This is a genomic window from Nitratireductor alexandrii (genome assembly GCF_004000215.1).
Classification (GTDB): Bacteria; Pseudomonadota; Alphaproteobacteria; order Rhizobiales; family Rhizobiaceae; genus Mangrovimarina; species Mangrovimarina alexandrii.
On the sequence record NZ_RBVY01000001.1, the window covers coordinates 1 to 21,039 of the forward strand.

The window sequence follows — 21,039 nt, forward strand, 5'->3', positions numbered from 1 at the left end:
GCCGCGCCGGGCGGTCGAGCCGCCTCCGGCGCCCAAGCCGGCCGCGCGCCAGGAGCGCGAGCACACGGAAAACTATTATGACACCAAGAGCCAGGTTTTTTCCGCGCTCATCGACACGATCGACCTGTCGCAGCTCGCTAAGCTCGAACCGGAGACGGCGCGCGAGGAAATCCGCGATATCGTCAACGACATCATCGCGATCAAGAATTTTGCGATGTCGATCTCCGAGCAGGAGGAACTGCTCGAGGATATCTGCAACGACGTTCTGGGCTATGGGCCGCTGGAGCCGTTGCTGGCGCGCGACGAAATTGCCGACATCATGGTCAACGGCGCCAAGCACGTTTATATCGAGGTCGAAGGCAAGGTCGAGCAGACCAAGGTCCGCTTCCGCGACAATCAGCAACTCCTCAATATCTGCCAGCGCATCGTCAGCCAGGTCGGCCGGCGCGTCGACGAATCGAGCCCGATCTGCGATGCGCGCCTGCCCGACGGCAGCCGCGTCAACGTCATCGCGCCGCCGCTCGCCATCGACGGAACGGCGCTGACCATCCGCAAATTCAAGAAGGACAAGCTGACGCTCGATCAGCTGGTGAAATTCGGCGCCATCTCGCAGGAAGGCGCCGATGTCCTGAAAATCATCGGCCGCGTGCGCTGCAACGTCATCATCTCCGGCGGGACGGGCTCGGGTAAGACGACCCTGCTCAACTGCCTGACCAACTATATCGACCGCGACGAGCGCATCATCACCTGCGAGGATTCCGCCGAACTCCAGCTGCAGCAGCCGCACGTCGTGCGCCTGGAGACGCGGCCGCCCAATCTCGAGGGGGAGGGCGAAATCACCATGCGCGAGCTGGTCAAGAACTGCCTGCGTATGCGCCCCGAACGCATCATCGTGGGCGAGGTCCGCGGGTCCGAGGTGTTCGACCTGCTGCAGGCGATGAACACCGGCCATGACGGATCGATGGGCACCATTCACTCCAATTCGCCGCGCGAATGTCTCAACCGTATCGAATCGATGATCGCCATGGGAGGGTTTTCGCTGCCCCAGCGCACGGTACGCGAGATCATCGTCGGCTCCGTCGACGTCATCATCCAGGCCGCCCGTCTGCGCGACGGTTCGCGCCGCATCACCCACATCACCGAGGTGATCGGCATGGAGGGCGACGTCATCGTGACGCAGGACCTGGTGCTCTACAACATCAGCGGCGAAGACCAGAACGGGCGCATCGTCGGCAATCACACCTCGACCGGCGTCGGTCGGCCGAATTTCTGGGATCGGGCCCGCTACTACGGCGAGGAAGCGCGGCTGGCCAACGCGCTGGAAGCCATGGAAAAGCAGGTCGGCTGACGTGAACGCGGTGAGGAAATAGGCCGATGTTCGGACTTGATACGACCGTTCTGGCGGTGATCCTGCTCGCCGGCCTCAGCGCCGGCGCGGTCGCCTATGCGTTCATGTTCAACACCATCGCCAACGAACGCAAGGCAGGGCGGCGGCTGGAAACGATCAAGAAGGCGGAGACCGACCGCAATGTGGTCAAGGCCTCGCGTGATCGTATGGCCGAAGCGGCCAAGCGGCGCAAATCGGTCCAGGATTCGCTCAAGGATCTGGACGAGAAGCAGCGGGCGAAGGACACCCGCACGCGCAAGCCGCCGCTGAAGGGCCAGATCAAGCAGGCCGGCCTCAATATGCCGGTGCAGCGGTTTTACGTCATCTCGGCCTTTAGCGGCCTGTTCTTCGCGATCGTGGCGTTTTTCGCCGGCGCGCCACTGTGGGCGGTCCCCGGGGCGCTGCTTGCCGGCGCCATCGGCGTGCCCCGCTGGGGACTGGCCTATTTGCGCGCGCGACGGGTCAAGGCCTTTCTCGAGGAGCTGCCCAATGCGCTCGACATCATCGTACGCTCGGTGAAATCCGGTCTGCCGATCAACGATGGCGTGCGGTTGATCGCAAACGAGTCACAGGAGCCGGTGCGCGGCGAATTCCGTCGCGTCGTCGAGGCCCAGCAAATGGGTCTTTCGCTGCCCGAGGCGACGCTGCGCATGGCCGAAACCATGCCGTGCCCGGAGGCCGGCTTCTTCGGCATCGTCATCCAGATCCAGAGCCAGGCCGGCGGCAATCTGTCCGAAGCGCTGGGCAATCTCTCGCGGGTCCTGCGCGACCGCAAGCGGATGCGGGCGAAGGTCTCGGCCCTGTCGATGGAGGCCAAGGCTTCGGCGGCCATTATCGGCGCGCTGCCCTTCATCGTGGCTTTCCTCGTCTATCTGACCAGCCCGAATTACATCATGCCGCTCTTCACCACCTCGACCGGACACATGGTGCTCGGCGTATCGCTGCTGTGGATGTCGGTCGGGATCTTCGTGATGAAGAAGATGATGAATTTCGACATTTGAAGACGGCGCATTTCGAAAAGGCCGACCCATGACCGACCAGATCGTCAACGCGATATTCGAACCGGCCTTCCTCGTCGGGCTGCTGGTTGCGGTTGCCGTCTTCGCGACCGTGTTCACGGCCATGCCGGCGCTGGGTGGGAGCGAGCTCAAAACGCGCATGAAGACGGTCGCGCTGGAGCGCGACGAATTGCGGGCCAAGCAGCGCGCGCGTCTCGCCGCCGAGGCGGACCGGCGCCGCAAGGGCTTGCGCGAGGAACAGTCGCGCGGCATGCGCGATATTGTCGAGCGGCTCGATTTGAAGCGGGCCCTGGTCGATCAGGCGACCCTGTCGAAGCTGCGCATGGCCGGGTTTCGCGGCGAAAATCCGCTGACGCGCTTCCTGTTTTTTCGGCTGGTTTTGCCCGTGGTCGGGCTGGTGCTCGGCGGCTTGTATATCTTCGTGCTCGGCGGCATGGCCGACCAGCCGATGCTGGTCAAGGTGTTCATCGTCATCGCCGCCGCCTACGCCGGCTTCTACGCCCCGATCATCTATGTCAACAACCGCGCCACCAAGCGCAAGCAGTCGATCCAGAAAGCATGGCCCGACGCGCTCGACCTGATGCTGATCTGTGTGGAATCGGGCATGTCGATCGAGGCGGCCTTCCGGCGCGTGGCCGAGGAAATCGGTGTGCAGTCCGTCGAGCTCGCCGAGGAGTTCGTGCTCACCAATGCCGAGCTGTCCTTCCTGCAAGAGCGCCGTCAGGCCTACGAAAACCTCGCCGGCCGCACCGGGCTCGAGGCGGTCAAGAGCGTCAGCCAGGCTCTGATCCAGGCCGAACGCTACGGCACGCCGGTTGCTCACGCGCTCAGGGTTCTGGCCCAGGAAAGCCGAGAGATGCGCATGAACGCGGCCGAAAAGAAGGCGGCCGCGCTGCCGCCCAAGCTCACCGTGCCGATGATCCTGTTCTTTCTGCCGGTCCTGTTCGCCGTCATCCTCGGCCCCGCCATCATGCAGTTCTCCGAACAGGGCGTATTCGGCGACAAGAAGCAATCGTCCAGCGACCGATAGCGCCGCGCGGTCCCGGCCTCTTTACAAAGCAGCAAAACGCCCCGGCGACAATCGCGCGGGGCGTTTTGCATGGTGCTTGCGGGCGGCGGTTCAGCGGTCGACGGCGATATAGCCCATATGGGTTCCCATGCCGCGATTGGTGCGCCGCAGCACCGGGGCCTCGCGATAGTTGGGGCGTGCGCGCACCGGCTTGGGCGGCTTGGCGGGGCTGTCCTTGATGCCCCACATCTTCTTGAAACCCTTCCAGGATTTTTTGGACATGTCGCCCGGCCGGTAGTCGCTGTCGACGCCGAAGCACCGGGCGATGCAGGTCACCACCGTGGTGGACACCTCGCCGACGGCGGTGCCGATCGCCAGGCCGACCGAGGAGATGATCTTGGCGCGGGTGCGTGCCGGGGTGCCGATCGCCTTGAGTTCCCGACCCAGTTTCTCGGTGCCGGTCTCGCGCTGGAGATTGGCGCCGTCCCGCGCCGCGGCGGGGCCTGTCATCGCGGCGCCGATGCCGACCGCAAGCGCGGCAGCGAGGAGAATGGAGAGCAGTTTTGCGAACATTTTTTGGTCCCTTCCTTTTGAACTGCGAACAAGCGTTGCGTTAACTTGGTCGCGGGAAGGGACGAAAAGGTTCGAAACTTTTTTCAGGGCCGGTCTGGCGGCCGAAAAGCTGGTTGTCGGCGGCGCGTTTGCCGCGCGCCGGTGGTCAGGCGGCTAAGGCTGGGCGAAGGGGTCTAGTTGGTCGCCTTCTTGTCTTCCTTCTTGATTTCGTTCCAGGCGTTCTGCTGGGCAAGCATCGAGCGCAGATAGGCGACGTTGGCTTCCGCCTGCTTGGGCGACAATTCCTGGCGCGCCAGTTTCTCGGCCTCGCCGAACCGGCCTTGCAGGCCGACCACCAGGGCCAGGTTCTGCCGCACCCGGCTGTCGGCGCCGGATGCCGCGACGGCCTGGCGCAAATAGGTTTCGGCCGTTCTCAGGTCGCCTTCCAACACATAGGACATGCCCAGATTGGACAGGATCGACGGCTCGTCGGGTTTCAGGTCTAGCGCCTTGCGGTAGAGCGTGCGCGCTTGCGCGGAATTGCCGAGCTGGTCGAGGATCGCCGCTTCGGCCGAAAACAGTTTCCAGTCCGGATATTCCGGCGTCTGCGCGCGGCGGATCGCATCGAGCGCGGTCTCGAATTCGCCGGCCGCCGCCAGGGCCTTGCCGTAGGCGGCAAGCACCGAGCGGTCCTTGGGGTGTGCGATCGCCAGCTTGCGCATCACCGCCAGCGACTGGTCCGTCTTGCCGGTCATCTGCAGCACGTTGGCATAGCGTATCGCCACGCGCTTGTCGGTGGGTGCCTTGGTGAAGGCGCGGCCCAGCGAAACCGCGGCTTGCTGCAATTCCTGCGGGGACATCTGCTCGACGGGGCGCGAATTGCCGCGGTCGATCGAGCCGGTCGTCAGGCGCGAATTGGCGCAGCCCGCGACACTGGCGGCCAACGCAATGGCGAGAGCGGCGCGGCGCCAGCGCCTTGCGGTTGCGTTCGCGTCGCGATTGGTCAACATGCGCTCGTCTCCGCTTCGCTGCATCATGGGTTTGATGGTGCGGCCATCTGGAGGCAGAAATATTCCGTTAACCCTAACGGTTGGTTAAGGACGCCAGCCTCCCGTAAGGATAAGTGCCCGATGCCCGTCGAACTGATCGCCGAAAAACCCGCTACCGCCCGACCGGTCCATCTCGTCACCAAGGCCGGGCTCGACGCGGCCGGGCTCGACGCGGCCGCGCGCGCCTGGGCCGGAGCGAACGGGTTTTCCGGCAAGGTTGGCGAATTGCTGTGCTACCCCGACGAGACCGGGCGCCTCGCCGGCGCGCTTTTAGGGTGGTCCGCGACGCGGGAGGGGTTTTCGCCGCTCGCCACCGGAAGGCTGGCGCGACACTTGCCGCCGGGCGACTGGTTTTTCGCCGGTTCGCTGGACGAGCCGGACAATGCCGCGCTCGGCCTTTTGCTCGGCGGCTATCGCTTCACCCGCTACGGCAAGAAGCAGGGCGACGATTTGCGCTTCGTCGCGCCGCAAGACGTCGATGTCGACCGTCTTGAGCGTATTGCCGCCGGTGTGTTCATGGCCCGCGACCTGGTCAATACCCCGACCAACGATCTCGGCCCCGATGCGCTCGAGCAGGCGGTGCGCGGTCTCGCCGCCCGGCACGGCGCTGCCGTGTCGGTGATCGCTGGCGAGGCGCTGCTTGAACGGAATTTTCCGATGATCCACGCCGTCGGTCGCGCGGCCGCCCAGGCGCCGCGGCTGATCGATCTCGTTTGGGGACCGCAGGATGCGCCGCGCGTTACCCTGGTCGGCAAGGGGGTCTGCTTCGACACCGGTGGGCTCGACATCAAGCCGGCAAGCGGCATGCGCCTGATGAAAAAGGACATGGGCGGGGCGGCCAATGTGCTCGGCCTCGCTTCGATGATCATGGCGGCGGGCCTGAAGCTGCGCCTACGCGTTTTGGTGCCGGCGGTCGAGAATGCGATTGCCGGCGACGCCTTCCGCCCCGGCGACGTTTTGAAAAGCCGCAAGGGACCGACGGTGGAGATCGGCAATACCGACGCCGAAGGCCGCCTGGTGCTCGCCGACGCGCTGGCGCTGGCCGACGAGGAGGCGCCGCAGCTTTTGATCGACATGGCGACCCTGACCGGAGCGGCGCGCGTCGCTCTTGGGCCGGACCTGCCGCCCTTCTACACCGACGACGACGCCTTCGCCGTCGCGCTGGCCGCCGAGGCCGGGCGTGTCTGCGATCCGGTGTGGCGCATGCCGCTGTGGGCGCCTTACGATGCTGGACTTTCCTCCAAGGTCGCCGACGTCAACAACGTCACCACCGACGGCTTTGCCGGCTCGATCACCGCCGCGCTTTTTTTGAAGCGGTTCGTCGAACGTGCTGCCACGTGGGCGCATTTCGACATTTTCGCCTGGAGCCCGACCGACCGGCCGCATGGCGTGGCCGGCGGCGAGGCGCAGGCGATCCGCGCGCTTGAGAGCCTGTTGGCGGCGCGCTATCCGGCGTGACTGGCTTGCCTCGGGCAACATTTCGGGGTTGAATGAAACGGACCCGAAACAAGCCTTGTGAATCAAGGAAGACATGTCCGTATCCTTGCGTCCGAGCCAGGCATTGAGGCTGTGGCAGCACGTATCGCTGGCCGAGGTGCTGGACGATCGGCCGGATCTGAGCATGCGCCAGACCGCCATTCTCTTGACGATCTATCTCGATCCGCCGCCACATACCGTGCGCGGGCTTGCCGCTAGACTTGCCGTGACCAAGCCGGTCATCACGCGTGCACTCGACACCATGGGCGCGCTCGGCCTCGTCAGCCGGCACCGTGACGACAACGACAAGCGCAATGTGCTGATCAAGCGTACGGTCAAGGGCGCGCTCTATGTCGAGCGCCTCGGCGACGTGATCATCGAACAGGGACGGGAGTTGCCGCTGTGACGGTTCTGGATCGCAGGCTTCACGCCTATCGCGAGGATCTCGCCGACACGCGTTTGCAAGGCCGGGTCGCCGCGCCGCGCTTCGTGTCGCCGCGTGCCAGGCGGATCGCGAGCCCTGTTGTTGACTTGCTGGTCGGGCCCGATCGCGCTTCGGGCGTCAATTCCCAGTTGCTGCGCGGCGCCGACGTCGACCTGTTCGACGAACGCGACGGGCTCGCCTGGGTCCAGGCGCGTGAGGACAGTTATGTCGGTTATGTCGAAGCCGCCTCTCTGGCCGAACCCGGTACTGCAGCGACCCATGTCGTGATCGTGCCGCGCACCTTCGTCTATGGCGTGCCCGACATGAAATCACCGCGCATCGCCGCGCTGTCGATCGGCACCCGGCTTGCCGTGACCGGCACGGCCGAAACCCGCGGCAGCCGTTTCGCGATTACCGCTGACGGCGAAGCCGTGTTTGCCGATCACCTGCGGCCCGTCGGCTGGGTTGCGCCGGACTATGTCGCCGTCGCCGAGCAGTTCGAGCATGCGCCCTATCTGTGGGGCGGCACGTCCGGTTTCGGTCTCGATTGCTCCGGCCTGGTCCAACTCGCCATGAGGATGGCCGGCACGGTCGTGCTGCGCGATTCCGACATGCAGGAAGCGATCGGCGCGCCGCTCGATCCGGGGCCGGAGTTCCAGGCCGTGCGCCGGGGCGATCTGGTGTTTTGGAAGGGCCATGTCGCGATCGTCACCGCGCCCGGCGAGGTCATTCATGCCAACGGCAATACGATGACGGTCGCGCGCGAGCCGCTTGCAGCGGCCATTGCCCGGATCGCGCGGCTGTTCGGCGCGCCGACCGTTCTGCGGCGGCCCTGAGCGTGATTTTTCCGTGCGGGCGCGCCGTCAGCGTCCCCGGTCCGGTGTCTGTTCGCCAATAACGAACGGCGAGGGCGCCCGCGTCGCGACGCCAAGCTGAACGAAAAACGCCGCGAGCGCGACGGCAACCAGGGCGAGCCTGGCATAGTGAGCGATGCCGGCCATGATCTCTTCTCCGGTCCCGTGTCCTCTGCCGCTTGGTCGCGGCGATGCCGGAGAAGGTTCAAATCGGTTGTTGTTATTGGAAACCGGTGGCACCAGGCCCGGCGCGGGATCAATAGCCGGCCTTGCGATCGACGAGATTGCGCAGGGGCTCGCTCCGGTCGCAGGCATCCATCTGTTCCAGCATAAAGGTCGCCAGATGGTCGGGATCGGAGGCCGCGGCCGCATGCGGGGTGACGAACACGCGCTCGTGCGTCCACAACCGGCTCGTTTCCGGCAGCGGTTCGCTCTCGAACACGTCGAGGCTCGCTTCCTTCAGCACGCCGTCGTCGAGGGCGCGCAGGATGTCGGCGCTGTTTTGCAGAAGCCCGCGCCCGGCATTGATCAGTACGGCCCCGCCGAGCGCGTTGTCGCGCCGCAGCTTCGACAACAGCACGTGGTCGACTATGCCCGTCGTTGCCGGCGTCAGCGGCAAAAGCACGACCAGAATGTCCGTTGCGCCCAGAAAGGCGTCGAGACCCGCCGAGCCGCCATAGACGTCGACGCCCTCCACCGGGGCGCCGCTCCGGCTCCAGCCATTGACGCGGAAGCCGAGCGTAAGCAGCGCCCGGGCAGCCGCGCGACCGAGTTCGCCCATCCCCATAATGCCGACCGAAACCCTGTTCGCCGCCGGCTGCGGCGGCTCGATCCAGGCCTTGCGCCTTTGCTGCGCGCGGTAGAGAAAGCCCTGGCGGTGATGGTCGAGCACGCGCCACACCACGTATTCTGTCATATATTGCGTCAGGTTGTCGGCCACCACGCGCACGATCGGCACGTCCGGCAGATCCGGATCGGCGAACAAATGGTCGACCCCGGCGCCGCCCGAGAAAACCGCCTTGAGATTGGGCAGGCCGACGAGCAGCCCGGGGTGCCGGTTCCACACCACGGCATAGTGGATCGACGTGTCGACCGGACGTTCGCGGTCCAGCACCACCTCGCGGCCCGCCGACAGCCTCTTGCGCCAGTGCTGCGGGTCGAACCCGGCGACGGACAGGAGAACGCGGCCTTTGACGGGAGCTTGCATAGTGTGTGCGGTCTTGCGCCTGAAAACTACTGGCTGACCACGCCCTCCGGCGCGGCGGTGATGTCGAAGGCGGCGGCGAGCAACGCCCGCGTATAGTCCGATTGCGGCGCCCGGAATATCCGCTCGGCCGGTCCGGCCTCCACGATCTTGCCGTTGCGCATCACGATCACCTCGTTGGCGAGCGCGCGCACCACCTTCAGATCGTGGCTGATGAACAGATAGGCCAGGTCGTGGCGTTTCTGCAGGTCGCGCAGCAGGTCGACCACCTGTGCCTGCACGCTCATGTCGAGCGCGGAGGTCGGTTCGTCGAGCATGACGAATTTCGGCTTCAGCACCATGGCGCGTGCGATCGCGATGCGCTGGCGCTGGCCGCCCGAAAATTCGTGCGGATAGCGGAAGCGGGTCTGCGGATCGAGCCCGACCTCGTCCAGAACCGCCACCACGCGCCGGTCGCGTTCGTCCGCCGACAGCGCCTTTTCGTGGATGGCAAGCCCCTCCTCGATGATCTCGGCCACCGACATGCGCGGGCTGAGCGAGCCGAACGGGTCTTGGAACACGATCTGCAGTTCGCGGCGCAGCGGCCGCATCTCCTTGAACGACAGGGCATCGATGGCGCGTTCGCCGAAGCGGATGCCGCCTTGCGAGGCGATCATCCGGCACAGCGCCAGCCCCAGCGTCGTCTTGCCCGAGCCCGATTCCCCGACCACGCCCACGGTCTGCCCGGCACGCAGCGTGATGTCGACGCCGTCGACCGCCTTCACGTGGTCGACGGTACGGCGCATGAAACCCTTCTTGATCGGAAACCAGACCCGGATGGCGTCGCCGGTCATCACCTGTCGGGCGGCCGCGTCGGCCGGGGGCGGCTCGCCCTTCGGCTCGGCGGCCAGAAGGTGCCTTGTATAGTCGTGTTGCGGATTGTCGAAGATCTCTTGCGTCGGCCCGGCTTCGACGATCCTGCCCTTGGTCATCACGCAGACGCGGTCGGCGATGCGTCGCACGATGCCGAGATCGTGGGTGATGAACAGCATCGACATGCCGTTCTTGCGTTTCAGCTCGTCGAGAAGCTCCAGGATCTGCGCCTGCACGGTGACGTCGAGCGCGGTGGTGGGCTCGTCGGCGATCAGCAATTGCGGTTCGTTGGCGAGCGCCATGGCGATCATCACGCGCTGGCGCTGACCGCCGGACAGTTGGTGCGGATAGGCGCCGAGCCGTTTTTCCGGCTCGCGGATTCCGACCTCCTCGAGCAGCGCCAGCGTGCGTGCGCGCGCTGCGGTGTCGCTCATGCCCTGATGCAGTTTCAGCACCTCGCCGACCTGCTGCTCGATACTGTGCAGCGGGTTGAGCGAGGTCATCGGCTCCTGGAAGATCATGGTGATGTCGCGCCCGCGGATCTTGCGCAGCGCCTGTTCCTTCGCGCCGAGCAGGTCCTGGCCGTCGAACAGGATTTCGCCGGACGGATGGCTGGCGGCCGGATAGGGCAGGAGTTTCAGCACCGACAGCGCCGTCACCGACTTTCCCGAGCCGGATTCGCCCACCAGCGCGACCGTCTCGCCGCGGCCGATGTCGAACGACACGTGGTCGACAGCGAGGCTTTGCTTCTCGTCCTGCGAGAAGGCGACGGAAAGATCGCGAACGGAAATAAGGGGCGCGCTCATTTGAACGTTTTCCGGGGGTCGAAGGCATCGCGGGTCGCCTCGCCGATGAAGATCAAGAGCGACAGCATCAGCGAGATCACGACGAAGCCGGTAATGCCGAGCCAGGGCGCGTTGAGGTTCTGCTGGCCCTGTTTGAGGAGTTCCCCCAAAGAAGCCGAACCCGGCGGCAGACCGAAGCCGAGAAAGTCGAGCGAGGTCAGCGTGGTGATCGAGCCGTTGAGGATGAACGGCAGAAAGGTCAGCGTCGCCACCATCGCGTTGGGCAAGAGATGGCGGAACATGATCGTGCGGTTGGGCACGCCGAGCGCGCGGGCGGCGTTGACATATTCGAAATTCCGCGCCCGCAAGAACTCCGCCCGCACCACGCCGACGAAGCCGACCCACGAAAAAAGCAGCATGATCGCCAGCAGGATGAAGAAGCCCGGCGGCAGGACGGCGGCGATGATCAAGATCAGGTAGAGCACCGGGATCGACGACCAGATCTCGATGAAGCGCTGGAACAACAGGTCGGTCCAGCCGCCGAAATAACCTTGTACGGCGCCGGCCGATACGCCGATCACCGCCGAGCACAGCGTCAGCGCCAGGCCGAAAAGCACCGAGATGCGGAAGCCGTAGATCGCCCGCGCCAGCACGTCGCGGGTCTGGTCGTCCGTGCCCAGCCAGTTCCAGTTGCCGAGCGTGCAGCTCGGGTCGTCGGCACCCTGCGGATAGCGCGCGCAGCGCGTCTCGCGGTCGTAGAGCCAGGACGGCTTGGCGGGCGCGGCTTCGGGAATCTCGTTGTTGACCGTGCGGTAGGAATAGCGGATGGGCGGCCAGATCAGCCAGCCATTGGCCTCGATCTCCTCGAAGATCACCGGGTCGCGATAGTCGGTCACTGCCAGGAAGCCGCCGAACTTTTCCTCGGGATAGTCGACAAGCACCGGAAACAGGATCTCGCCCTTATAGGAGGCCAGCACCGGCTTGTCGTTGGCGATGAACTCGGCGAACAGCGACAGGACGAACAGCACCAGGAAAATCCACAACGACCAGTAGCCGCGGCGGTTCGCCTTGAAGTTCTGCCAACGGCGTTGGTTGAGCGGCGACAGCCAGCCACGGCGTGGGGCGGCCTTGGCCGGCGGGGCGTCGGGAGCGGTGACGGCACGCTGCATCACACGTCCCTCCGCTCGAAATCGATGCGCGGATCGATCCAGGTGTAGACCAGGTCCGAAATCAGCCCGACGACGAGGCCGATCAGGGAAAAGATGAACAGATTGGCGAACACCACCGGGTAGTCGCGGTCGAGCACCGAGCGGAAGCCCAGAAGGCCGAGCCCGTCGAGCGAAAAGATGTTCTCGATCAGCAGCGAGCCTGTGAAGAAGGCCGAGATGAAGGCGGCCGGGAAGCCGGCGATGATGATCAGCATCGCGTTGCGGAACACGTGACCGTAAAGCACCTGGCGTTCGGTCAGCCCCTTGGCGCGCGCGGTGACGACATATTGCTTGCGGATTTCGTCGAGGAAGGAGTTCTTGGTCAGCAACGTGTTGGTCGCGAAGGCCGACAGCACCATCGCTGTCAGTGGCAGGGTCAGGTGCCAGAAATAGTCGACGATGCGTTCGGGCCACGACAATTCGTGCCAATTGTCGGAGACCAGGCCGCGCAGCGGGAACCAATCGTAGAACGAGCCGCCGGCGAAAAGCACCATCAGGAGGATGGCGAACAGGAAGCCGGGAATGGCATAGCCCACAATGACGATGCCGCTGGTCCATATGTCGAAGCTGGACCCGTCCTTGACCGCCTTGCGAATGCCGAGTGGAATCGAGATCAGGTAGGAAATCAGCGTGATCCACAGGCCGAGCGAGATCGAAACCGGCATTTTTTCCAGGATCAGGTCCAAGACCGTGATGTCGCGGAAGAAACTCTCGCCGAAATCGAACCGGGCATAGTCCCACAGCATCTTGAAAAAACGCTCGAGCGGCGGTTTGTCGAAGCCGAACTGCACCTCGAGCTGCTTGATGAATTCGGGGTCGAGGCCCTGCGCGCCGCGATATTTGGAATCGCCGGCATCGAAGTCCTGCACGCCCGAATCGCCGCCGCCGCCCGAAATGCGGTCGGCCGCGTCGCCGCCCTGGCCGGTGATGCGCGCGATCACCTGCTCGACCGGTCCGCCTGGCGCGAACTGGATGACGGTAAACGAGATCGCCATGATCCCGAACAGGGTCGGGATCATCAAAAGCAGGCGTCTGAGGATATAGGCTCCCATCAGTCCGCCGCCCCGCAACCCGCCTTCATGTCGGAGCGTCTAGGATTTCCCAATTGCCTCTGCCTTGTCAGGATCGACCCACCACAATGTCTCGACCGGGAAGCCGTAATCGGGTTTCGGCTGCTTGAAACCGAACATGTCCCAAAAGGCGGCCCGGTGATTCGCCGCATGCCAATTTGGAATCCAGTCGTGCCGCGCGCGCAAGACCCGGTCGAGCGCGCGCATGACCACGGTGAAGCTTTCGCGGTCGCCGGCTTCTTCGGCAAGCGCGATCAGCGCATCGACCGCGGGGTCGGCCGTTCCGGCCAGATTGCGCGAGCCGGGCAGCCTGGCCGAGCGCGAATGGAAATAATGCGTCAGCTCGTCGCCCGTCGGCGTGGCGGTGAAGGAGGCGGCGATGCCCAGCATGTCGAAATCGAAATCGAGCTGGCGCGCCTGGTACTGCGTCGCGTCGACCAGGCGGATCGAGGCGTCGATGCCGACCGCCTTCATGTTCTCGACAAAGGGCGAATCGACCCGCACGAAAACCTGGTCGCGCACCAGGATTTCCAGCGCGAGCGTTTCGCCCTTGTCGTTGCGCACCAGCGTGCCGTCGCGCGTCCAGCCGGCTTCCGCCAGCAGCCGCGCCGCGCGGGAAAGCAGTTTTCGGTCGCGCCCCGACCCGTCGGAGACCGGCGGCGTCACCGCCTCGCCGAACGCCGCCTCCGGAATCTGCCCGCGAAACCGTTCCAGGATCATGCGCTCGGCGGGCGAGGGCAGGCCGGTGGCCTTGTAGTCGGAACGCTCGAAGGTCGAGTGCGAGCGTTCATAGGCGCCGTAGAAAAGGTTGCGGCGCGTCCACTCGAAATCGAAGCACAGCCCGACCGCCTCGCGCACGCGGCGGTCGCTAAATCGCTCGCGTCGCTGGTTGAGCGCCCATGCCTGCATCGACGGGCGCAATTCGGATGGAAATTCGCGCTTGACCACCTTGCCGTCCTCGACAGCGGGAAAGTCGTAGCCGGTCGCCCACACCCGCGAGGTGAATTCCTGCCGGTAGGTTACCTCGCCCTTCTTGAAGGCTTCGAACCCGGCCTGGCGCTCCTGATAGAACTCGATGCGGATGCGGCCGAAATGGCCGAGTCCCTTGGCGACCGGCAGCTCGCGCGCCCAGTAATCCTCGACCCGGTCATATTCGATCCAGCGCCCCGGCTCGAACCGGCCGACCTTGTAGGCGCCCGAGCCGAGCGGCGGCCTGAGTTCGGAACTGTCGAACGGATGCGTCTCGTAAAAGGTCCGCGAGACGATCGGAAATACCGATACGCCCAGAATGGTGCGCGCCGACTGGTCGCCGGAAAAACTGATGCGGAAGGTGTGGTCGTCGACCGCGACGGCCTCGCGCATGTGCGTCAGCGGCAACAGTAGGCTCGGATGGCCTTTTTCCTTGAACAGATTGTAGCTGAAGGCGACGTCGTGCGCGGTCAGCGGGCTGCCGTCGTGAAAGCGGGCCTGCGGCCGCAGCGCGAAGGTGAAGCTGTTGCGATCGTCCGAGATCGACACGGTTTCCGCAACCAGCCCGTAGAGCGCGTCGGGCTCGTCGAGCGCACGCGTCATCAACGCGTCGAAACACAGTTCCATGCGCGGCGGCGCGTCGCCGCGCGACACGAAACTGTTCAGCGTGTTGAAGGTCAAAACGTTCTGATTGAACCCCCAGTTCGGCGGCGCGAAATTGAACGTGCCGCCCGCCGGTGCGTCCGGGCTCGCATAGTCGAAATGGGTGAAGTCGGGCGCGTATTTGAGATCGCCGAAGGCCGACAGCCCGTGCAGGCTGCGGCCCGTCGGTGGCGCGGCCAGCGCCGCACCGGGCAAGTGGGCAAGGCCAAGCGCGGCGCCGGCCAGGGCCAGGAAATCGCGGCGGGGCAAGGTGTTTGTCATGGCTGGGCCCGGCTCAGTTCTGGCCGCTCGTTTTTCCGGCAAGGGCCGCCGCCTTCTCCGGATCGATCCACCATGAATCGATATCGGCGCCGATATAGGACGGCTGCTCATCGGGAATGCCGAACTTGTTCCAGTAGGCGAGCCAGAGCACCGAGCGGTGCCACTGCGGCACGACGTAGAAATTCCACAGCAATACCCTGTCGAGCGCATGGGTCGCCGCCACCAGTTCCGCGCGATCCTTGGCGTAGATCACCTTTTCCACCAGCGCGTCCACCACCGGGTCCTTGATGCCGGGAAGGTTGCGCGAGCCGGGCTGGTCGGCCGCCGTCGAGCCCCAGAATTCGCGCTGTTCGTTGCCGGGCGACAGCGACTGGGCGAATTGTCCGGTGAGCGAATCGAATTCGAAGCCGCGCAGCCGGTTGATATATTGCGAGGTATCGACGATCCGCAGCGTGGCGTCGATGCCGAGCTTGCGCAGCGTGGCGATATAGGAACCGGTGATCACCTCGTCGGTCGGGCTGCGGCCCAGAAATTCTATTCTGAACTGCTCTCCGCTCGCCTCGCTGACCAGCTTGCCGCCCTTGATCACCCAGCCCGCCTCGGCAAAAAGCTTGACGGCGCTGCGCAGATGGGTGCGCTCCGCCTGTGGGCTGTCATAGACCGGCAGGGTGAATTCCTCGGTGAAGACTTCCGGCGGCAACTGATCTCGGAATTCTTCGAGAATGGCCAGTTCGCGCCCCTCGGGTAGGCCGGACGAGGCCAGTTCGCCACCTTCGAAATAGCTGTCGGTGCGTGTGTTCTGGCCGTAGAAGAGGTTGCGGTTCATGCTCTCGAAATCGAGCGCGATGGTCAGCGCCTGGCGCACCTTGCGGTCCTGGAATTGCGGCCGCCGCAGATTGAGCACGAAACCCTGCATCGGTTCGTTGCTCGAGGTTGGAAATTCGCGCTTGATGACGTCGCCGGCCTTGAAGGCGGGAAAGTCGTATTCCACCGTCCAGCGTCTTGAGCTGTTTTCCGGTCTGATGTCCTCGAGCCCGCCTTTGGTGAAGGCCTGCCATTCGGCATTCTGATCCTGGATATAGATATATTTGCGCCGGTCGAAATTGTTGCGTCCGACATTCACCGGCAGATCCGCCGCCCAATAATCCTCGACGCGCCGCCACACGATTTCCGCTCCGGGCCGGAAGCTCTCGATCCGGTAGGCGCTCGAGCCGAGCGGCGGTTCCAGCGTCGGTTGGGTGACGTCGCGCTTGTTGCCCTTGGCGTCGACACCGTCCCACCATTGTTTGGGCAGAACCGGCATGTCGCCCAGAATATGCGGCAATTCGCGATTGCCGGTCTGGTCGAAGGAGAATTCGATCTCGCGTTCCGAAAGCGCCTTGGCCTCGGTCACGCTGGAGAAGTAGCGATTGAAATTGGGGCTGTTTTCTTTCAGCACGCCGAAGGTCCACACCACGTCGTCGGCGGTGATCGGTGTGCCGTCGTGCCATTTGGCTTGCGGGTTGAGCCGATAGGTGGCCGACGAATAGTCGTCGGGATATTTGTAGGCTTCAGCGATCAGCGGGTGGCTCGTGCCCGGCTCGTCGGTCGATTGCTGCATCAGCGTGTCCCACAACAGACCGCCGAAAAAATTCAGCCCGGCCGCCGGCGTGCCGCGCACGATGAACGGGTTGAAACTGTCGAACGTGCCGGCCGTAACCGAATTCAGCGTGCCGCCCTTCGGCGCGTCGGGATTGACGTAGTCGTAATGGGGAAATTCGTCGAGATATTTGGAGGTCCCGATCAGCGAGGTCGTGGTATGCCACTGCCCGTCGGCCGCGCGGGCATGTTCGGCCGGCGGCGTCAGCAGCATGGCTCCCAGACACATGCTTGCGAATATCGAAAAACGCCTCATCTCACTCCCTTCGATCTTGCCGGCTCGGCTGGTCCGCCGCGTGCCGCGGTGAAACCGCATCTGCTGTTTCTGGCACAGGCTAACAAAAAAAGCCGGGGCGAACCCGGCTTTTTCGTGGAATTGAGATTACAATTTGGTCATTCGGCGGCCGGCTTTTCGGCCTCCTCGCCAGTGTCCGCGGCGTCGTCGGCGGGAGCGGCCTCTTGCTCGGCAGCCGGTTCCGCGTCGGTCTCTGCGGCCGGCTTTTCGGCTTCCCCGCCGCTTTCGGCAGCGTCATCGGCGGGGGCCGCGTCGGTTTCGGCAGCCGGCTGGTCGCCCGCGGTGGCGTCGTCCGCCTGGGCGGCCTCTTCCTCCGTCGGCACTTCCGGCAATGGCGCCGGGCTGTCCGACAGCGTGTGCAGATAGGCGATCAGGTCGGCGCGCTCGTCCGGCTTCTTGATGCCGGCGAAGCCCATCGCGGTGCCTTTAACCAGGCCTTTCGGCGAGGCCAGGAAATCGTCCAGATGCTGGTAGTCCCACACGACCGTGCCGTCCTGGGCGAACTCCTGCATCGCGCCGGAATAGGAAAAGCCCTCATGCGTGGCGATCGGTCGGTTGACGATGTCCCATAGATTGGGACCAACCTTGTTGGCGCCGCCATTGTCGACCGTGTGGCAGGCCGCGCATTTCTTGTACACGTTCTCGCCCGCGCCCGCATCGGCGGAAGCCAGGCGCACGGCGATCGGCTCGATTTCCGGAACAGCGGGGCCGCCACCGCCGCCTTCCTCTTCGGCCACCTCGATCGCGTAGCCGGCATTCTCCGGCGTGGGGCTGGCAAAGATCGAGTCCGATACGATGCCTATGGTGAACACCACAAAAGCCGCGCCGAGCAGCCCGCCGAGCAGTTTGTTGAGTTCGAATGAATCCATGTGAACCGAGGCTCCTGAAATCCGCGACCGCCTGCCACCGCATGCGGTCCGCACCGGCTGAAACCGGCCAAGTTGCGCGGAACGGGTCTAGGTCTTTTGCTACGGCCTTGCAACACATATAAGACCTATTCCATGTGAGACGTTTTGCCACTTTTCCCGCCCCAGATGTCGATTGTCATTCTCATACCAGCCCGCATGGGCTCCACCCGCCTGCCGGGAAAGCCGCTCGCCGATATTGCCGGCGAGCCGATGATCGCCCATGTCGCGGCGCGGGCGGTTGAAAGCGGGCTCGGCCGCGTTGTCGTGGCCGCCGACAGCGACGAGATCTGCAGCAGCGTGCGCGCTCATGGCCACGAGGCGGTGCTGACCGGCGGCCATCACCAATCGGGATCGGACCGCATATTCGAGGCCCTGCAAACGCTTGATTCGGCAGGCGAGGTCGAAACCGTGATCAATCTTCAGGGCGACCTGCCCACGATCGATCCCGCCGATGTCGCGGCCGTGCTGGAGCCGTTGCGCCGGGCCGAGGTCGATATCGCCACGCTCGGCGTGGAAATCGTCGCGGAAGACGAAAAGACCAATCCCAACGTCGTCAAGATCGTCGGTTCGCCGACGGCGCCGGCGACCCTGCGGGCGCTCTATTTCACCCGCGCCACCGCCCCGTGGGGCACGGGGCCGCTCTACCATCATGTCGGCATCTATGCTTACCGGCGCGCCGCTCTGGAACGTTTCGTCGCACTTGCCCCCTCGCCGCTGGAGCGGCGCGAGAAACTGGAACAGTTGCGCGCGCTCGAAGCCGGCATGCGCATCGATGCCCGCATCGTCGACGCCGTGCCGCTCGGCGTCGACACCCCCGCCGATCTCGAACGCGCCCGGGCGGCGCTCGCTACCCGAGGAAACTGACCGCATGTCGTCCAAGACCAACAAGATCGCCTTTCAGGGCGAGCCGGGTGCGAATTCCGACACCGCCTGCCGCAACATGTTTCCCGAGATGGAGGTGTTGCCCTGCGCGACGTTCGAGGACGCCTTCAACGCGGTCGAGACCGGTAAGGCCGACCTGGCGATGATCCCGATCGAAAACACCATCGCCGGCCGCGTCGCCGACATTCACTATCTGCTGCCGGAATCGCGGCTGCATATTGTCGGCGAGTATTTTTTGCCGATTCATTTCCAGCTGATGACGCTGCCTTCGGCCGACATCGACGACATCAAGGCCGTCTACAGCCATATTCACGCGCTGGGCCAGTGCCGCAAGGTGATCCGCCGCCACCGGTGGAAATCCGTGGTCGCCGGCGACACCGCCGGCGCGGCGCGGCTCGTCGCCGAGGAGGGCGATCCTACCTGTGCCGCGCTGGCGCCCAGGTTGGCAGCCGAGCTTTACGGGCTCAAGGTCGTCGCCGAGAACGTCGAGGACACAGACAGCAACGTGACGCGTTTCGTCGTGCTGTCGAAGACCAAGCGCTGGGCCGAGCGCACAAGGCCCGACACCACGATGATGACCACCTTCATCTTCCGCGTGCGCAACCTGCCAGCCTCGCTCTACAAGGCGATGGGCGGGTTTGCCACCAACGGCGTCAACATGACCAAGCTGGAGAGCTACCAGCTCGGCGGCAAGTTCTTTTCGACGCTGTTTTACGCCGATGTCGAGGGCCACCCCGACGACCGCAATGTGGCACTGGCGCTTGAGGAGCTGCAGTTCTTCTCGCGCGAGGTGCGCATTCTCGGCGTCTACGAGGCCCATCCCTTCCGCGCCACCCAGAGCGAGGACGACTGAAGCTGGCGGCGGCCGGCGCAAGTCGTTATGCCGCTGCCTATCGGCGCCCGCTGCGCGGGTGGGCTTTACCCGTCGGCATCCACCCAGGCGCTGATCAGGTGGTGCGCGATCGCCATTTTCGGCGGCACCAGCACGCCGCCGGGATGCGTGCCGGCCACGATCTGGCGGGTTTCGGCGCGGCTGAACCAGCGGCAGTCCTCCAGCTCGGTCGTGTCGGCATCGATCGCCTCGGTTATCGCCTCGCCATAGCAGCCGATCATCAGCGAATGCGGGAACGGCCAGGGTTGGCTGGCGTGATAGACGACGCGGCCGATCCGGATGCCCGCCTCCTCGAAGGTTTCGCGGCGCACCGCGTTTTCGATCGTCTCTCCGGGCTCCACGAAGCCGGCCAGGCATGAATACATGCCCGGCATGAAATGCGGGCTGCGGCCCAGCAGGCAGGCGTCGCGCGTCACCGCGAGCATGATGACGACCGGGTCGGTGCGCGGAAAATGTTGCGCCCCGCAGGACGGGCAGGTTCGCTTGAAGCCGCCGTCGCGCATTTGCGAGCCCGCGCCGCAGCGGCTGCAGAAACGATGGGTGTGGTGCCAGGCCAGCATCGCCGCGCCCTGCGCCAGCGCGCCGAGCGCGGCCGGGTCGAGCAGGCCCTGCATATAGATCGAGCGATAGTCGATCGCCTTGACCGTATCGGGAAGATCGTCGACCTCGCGGCCGGCCGGCGCCGCCATCACCGGCCCGTTCGCGTCCCATCCAAGCAGGACCGCATCGGCGAGCTTGGCGTCGAGCGCGCGCGCCTCGTCGGCGCCGTACCAGGCCGAAAAGCTTTCGCCGGCCTTTTTAAGATGCATGCGTCCCCCGCCCATCACCATCACGCGGCAGGCGGGATCGGCAAGCGCGGTCTCGACATCGTCGTCCCTGCGGTTTTCCGACTGCCGGTCGATCGCGTTGCCGGCGAAGCCGACAAACTGGCTCGCCTCGCGTTCGGGCGCGTCGAACAAGTGAAATCCCATCAGGTCAGCTTTCATTTCTGGGGTATAGGGCCGTTACAGCCTTTGCCGGATACACTCCACGAACTGGTGCAAATCCTCGCGGCGATAGGGTTCGCGCAAGCCATGCCCCCAGACCGGGCCGGGCCAGTTCGGGTCGCCTTCCGAGCGTGCGACGATGTGGACGTGGAGCTGCCGCACCACATTGCCGAGCGCGGCGACGTTGACCTTGGTGCATCCGGTTTGCTCCTTCAGCGCCTGACCGACCAGGTTGATCTCGAAAGTGAGCATGGTCAGGTCGAGCGGCGTCAGCTCGAACAGCTCTTCGACGCCGGTGCGGTGCGGCACCAGAACGAGCCACGGCCAGCGGCGGTCGTTCATGACGCGCAACTCGCACAGCCCGAGCCAGATCAGCGGCTCGCTCTCCGCATTCAGCCGCCGGTCCAGGATGAAACCGTGTTCTTGCCCCCGCATCATGGGCGTTTCCCCGATCTGGTTGTCCGAAGGCTAGAACCGTTCATCGTCAAATGGAAGCGGTTTGATGGGCAGGTTTTTTGGCTCCGGCCGGTGAAAAACCGCGTTGGGAAAGGCAAGGCGGCGGGGGATCGCCATCGTTTGCGCGCATTGCGCGCGCGTCCGTGGGTCCCGCGCGTCATCGTGCGTTGCCATGTTGCGGCCCCTTGCATTTGCCCGCG

20 protein-coding genes are annotated in these 21,039 nt (G+C 64.8%); 8 read left to right on the forward strand and 12 right to left on the reverse strand.

Annotation, left to right across the window (positions count from 1 at the left end; genetic code table 11):
• The 3 genes from EP380_RS00005 to EP380_RS00015 all read left to right on the forward strand — a co-directional run.
• On the forward strand, positions 1–1,348 hold a 1,348-nt coding region (locus EP380_RS00005; RefSeq protein ID WP_164749705.1), incomplete at its 5' end, for a TadA family conjugal transfer-associated ATPase.
• A 26-nt stretch (positions 1,349–1,374) separates the two neighbouring features.
• On the forward strand, positions 1,375–2,388 hold the full coding sequence (locus tag EP380_RS00010; RefSeq protein WP_106572496.1) for a type II secretion system F family protein: 1,014 nt from the start codon (positions 1,375–1,377) through the stop codon (positions 2,386–2,388).
• A 28-nt stretch (positions 2,389–2,416) separates the two neighbouring features.
• Positions 2,417–3,436, forward strand: coding sequence for a type II secretion system F family protein (locus tag EP380_RS00015; protein WP_106572495.1), 1,020 nt, complete (start codon positions 2,417–2,419; stop codon positions 3,434–3,436).
• A gap of 90 nt (positions 3,437–3,526) precedes the next feature.
• Here the strand turns inward: EP380_RS00015 and EP380_RS00020 are convergent, their stop codons facing one another.
• Together EP380_RS00020 and EP380_RS00025 are read right to left on the reverse strand one after the other, a co-directional pair.
• Positions 3,527–3,988 (reverse strand): hypothetical protein, encoded by a 462-nt coding sequence (locus EP380_RS00020; RefSeq protein ID WP_127595258.1) that lies wholly within the window; start codon positions 3,986–3,988, stop codon positions 3,527–3,529.
• 173 nt (positions 3,989–4,161) lie between these two features.
• The gene (locus tag EP380_RS00025; RefSeq protein WP_106572704.1) at positions 4,162–4,977 is read right to left on the reverse strand and encodes a tetratricopeptide repeat protein; all 816 of its coding nucleotides are present in this window, start codon (positions 4,975–4,977) and stop codon (positions 4,162–4,164) included.
• A gap of 120 nt (positions 4,978–5,097) precedes the next feature.
• On the opposite strand from EP380_RS00025, the gene EP380_RS00030 reads away from it, so the two are divergent.
• The 3 genes from EP380_RS00030 to EP380_RS00040 all read left to right on the forward strand — a co-directional run bounded on the left by EP380_RS00030 (position 5,098) and on the right by EP380_RS00040 (position 7,752).
• Positions 5,098–6,474 carry a leucyl aminopeptidase family protein gene (locus EP380_RS00030; RefSeq protein ID WP_127595261.1) on the forward strand — a complete coding sequence of 459 codons (1,377 nt, stop codon included), beginning with the start codon at positions 5,098–5,100 and terminating at the stop codon, positions 6,472–6,474.
• A gap of 73 nt (positions 6,475–6,547) precedes the next feature.
• Entirely contained in the window at positions 6,548–6,898 is a 351-nt protein-coding gene (locus EP380_RS00035) for a MarR family transcriptional regulator (protein WP_106572706.1), read from the forward strand.
• Positions 6,895–7,752 (forward strand): C40 family peptidase, encoded by an 858-nt coding sequence (locus EP380_RS00040; protein ID WP_127595264.1) that lies wholly within the window; start codon positions 6,895–6,897, stop codon positions 7,750–7,752. Before EP380_RS00035 ends, EP380_RS00040 begins: the two co-directional genes overlap by 4 nt.
• Positions 7,753–7,779: 27 nt before the next feature.
• Here EP380_RS00040 and EP380_RS23430 read toward each other — a convergent pair whose 3' ends face one another.
• From EP380_RS23430 to EP380_RS00075, 8 genes are all read right to left on the reverse strand, one after another.
• Positions 7,780–7,917, reverse strand: a complete 138-nt coding sequence (locus tag EP380_RS23430) for a hypothetical protein (RefSeq protein ID WP_164749706.1) — start codon at positions 7,915–7,917, stop codon at positions 7,780–7,782.
• A gap of 109 nt (positions 7,918–8,026) precedes the next feature.
• Positions 8,027–8,977: a 2-hydroxyacid dehydrogenase gene (locus tag EP380_RS00045; protein ID WP_127595267.1), complete on the reverse strand. Its 951-nt coding sequence runs from the start codon at positions 8,975–8,977 to the stop codon at positions 8,027–8,029.
• A gap of 26 nt (positions 8,978–9,003) precedes the next feature.
• Complete coding sequence (locus EP380_RS00050; RefSeq protein WP_106572709.1) at positions 9,004–10,632, reverse strand: ABC transporter ATP-binding protein; 1,629 nt, start codon at positions 10,630–10,632, stop codon at positions 9,004–9,006.
• Entirely contained in the window at positions 10,629–11,780 is a 1,152-nt protein-coding gene (locus EP380_RS00055; protein WP_106572710.1) for an ABC transporter permease, read from the reverse strand. Before EP380_RS00055 ends, EP380_RS00050 begins: the two co-directional genes overlap by 4 nt.
• Positions 11,780–12,871: a microcin C ABC transporter permease YejB gene (locus EP380_RS00060; protein ID WP_106572711.1), complete on the reverse strand. Its 1,092-nt coding sequence runs from the start codon at positions 12,869–12,871 to the stop codon at positions 11,780–11,782. The genes EP380_RS00055 and EP380_RS00060 overlap by 1 nt, the downstream gene beginning before the upstream one ends.
• Before the next feature lie 39 nt (positions 12,872–12,910).
• Complete coding sequence (locus EP380_RS00065) at positions 12,911–14,782, reverse strand: extracellular solute-binding protein (protein WP_106572712.1); 1,872 nt, start codon at positions 14,780–14,782, stop codon at positions 12,911–12,913.
• Positions 14,783–14,795: 13 nt separating this feature from the next.
• A complete protein-coding gene (locus EP380_RS00070) occupies positions 14,796–16,634 on the reverse strand; it encodes an extracellular solute-binding protein (protein WP_238719633.1) in 1,839 nt (612 codons plus the stop codon).
• A gap of 179 nt (positions 16,635–16,813) precedes the next feature.
• The gene (locus tag EP380_RS00075) at positions 16,814–17,584 is read right to left on the reverse strand and encodes a c-type cytochrome (protein WP_106572714.1); all 771 of its coding nucleotides are present in this window, start codon (positions 17,582–17,584) and stop codon (positions 16,814–16,816) included.
• Positions 17,585–17,749: 165 nt separating this feature from the next.
• Between EP380_RS00075 and EP380_RS00080 the strand changes: the two genes are divergently transcribed.
• Entirely contained in the window at positions 17,750–18,487 is a 738-nt protein-coding gene (locus EP380_RS00080; protein WP_127596711.1) for a 3-deoxy-manno-octulosonate cytidylyltransferase, read from the forward strand.
• Between the two features lie 4 nt (positions 18,488–18,491).
• Positions 18,492–19,358: a prephenate dehydratase gene (locus EP380_RS00085; protein WP_106572716.1), complete on the forward strand. Its 867-nt coding sequence runs from the start codon at positions 18,492–18,494 to the stop codon at positions 19,356–19,358.
• A gap of 65 nt (positions 19,359–19,423) precedes the next feature.
• Here the strand turns inward: EP380_RS00085 and nudC are convergent, their stop codons facing one another.
• Positions 19,424–20,368: an NAD(+) diphosphatase gene (gene nudC, locus EP380_RS00090; protein WP_127595273.1), complete on the reverse strand. Its 945-nt coding sequence runs from the start codon at positions 20,366–20,368 to the stop codon at positions 19,424–19,426.
• Between the two features lie 33 nt (positions 20,369–20,401).
• On the reverse strand, positions 20,402–20,821 hold the full coding sequence (locus tag EP380_RS00095) for an HIT domain-containing protein (protein ID WP_127595276.1): 420 nt from the start codon (positions 20,819–20,821) through the stop codon (positions 20,402–20,404).
• Positions 20,822–21,039: the final 218 nt, after the last annotated feature.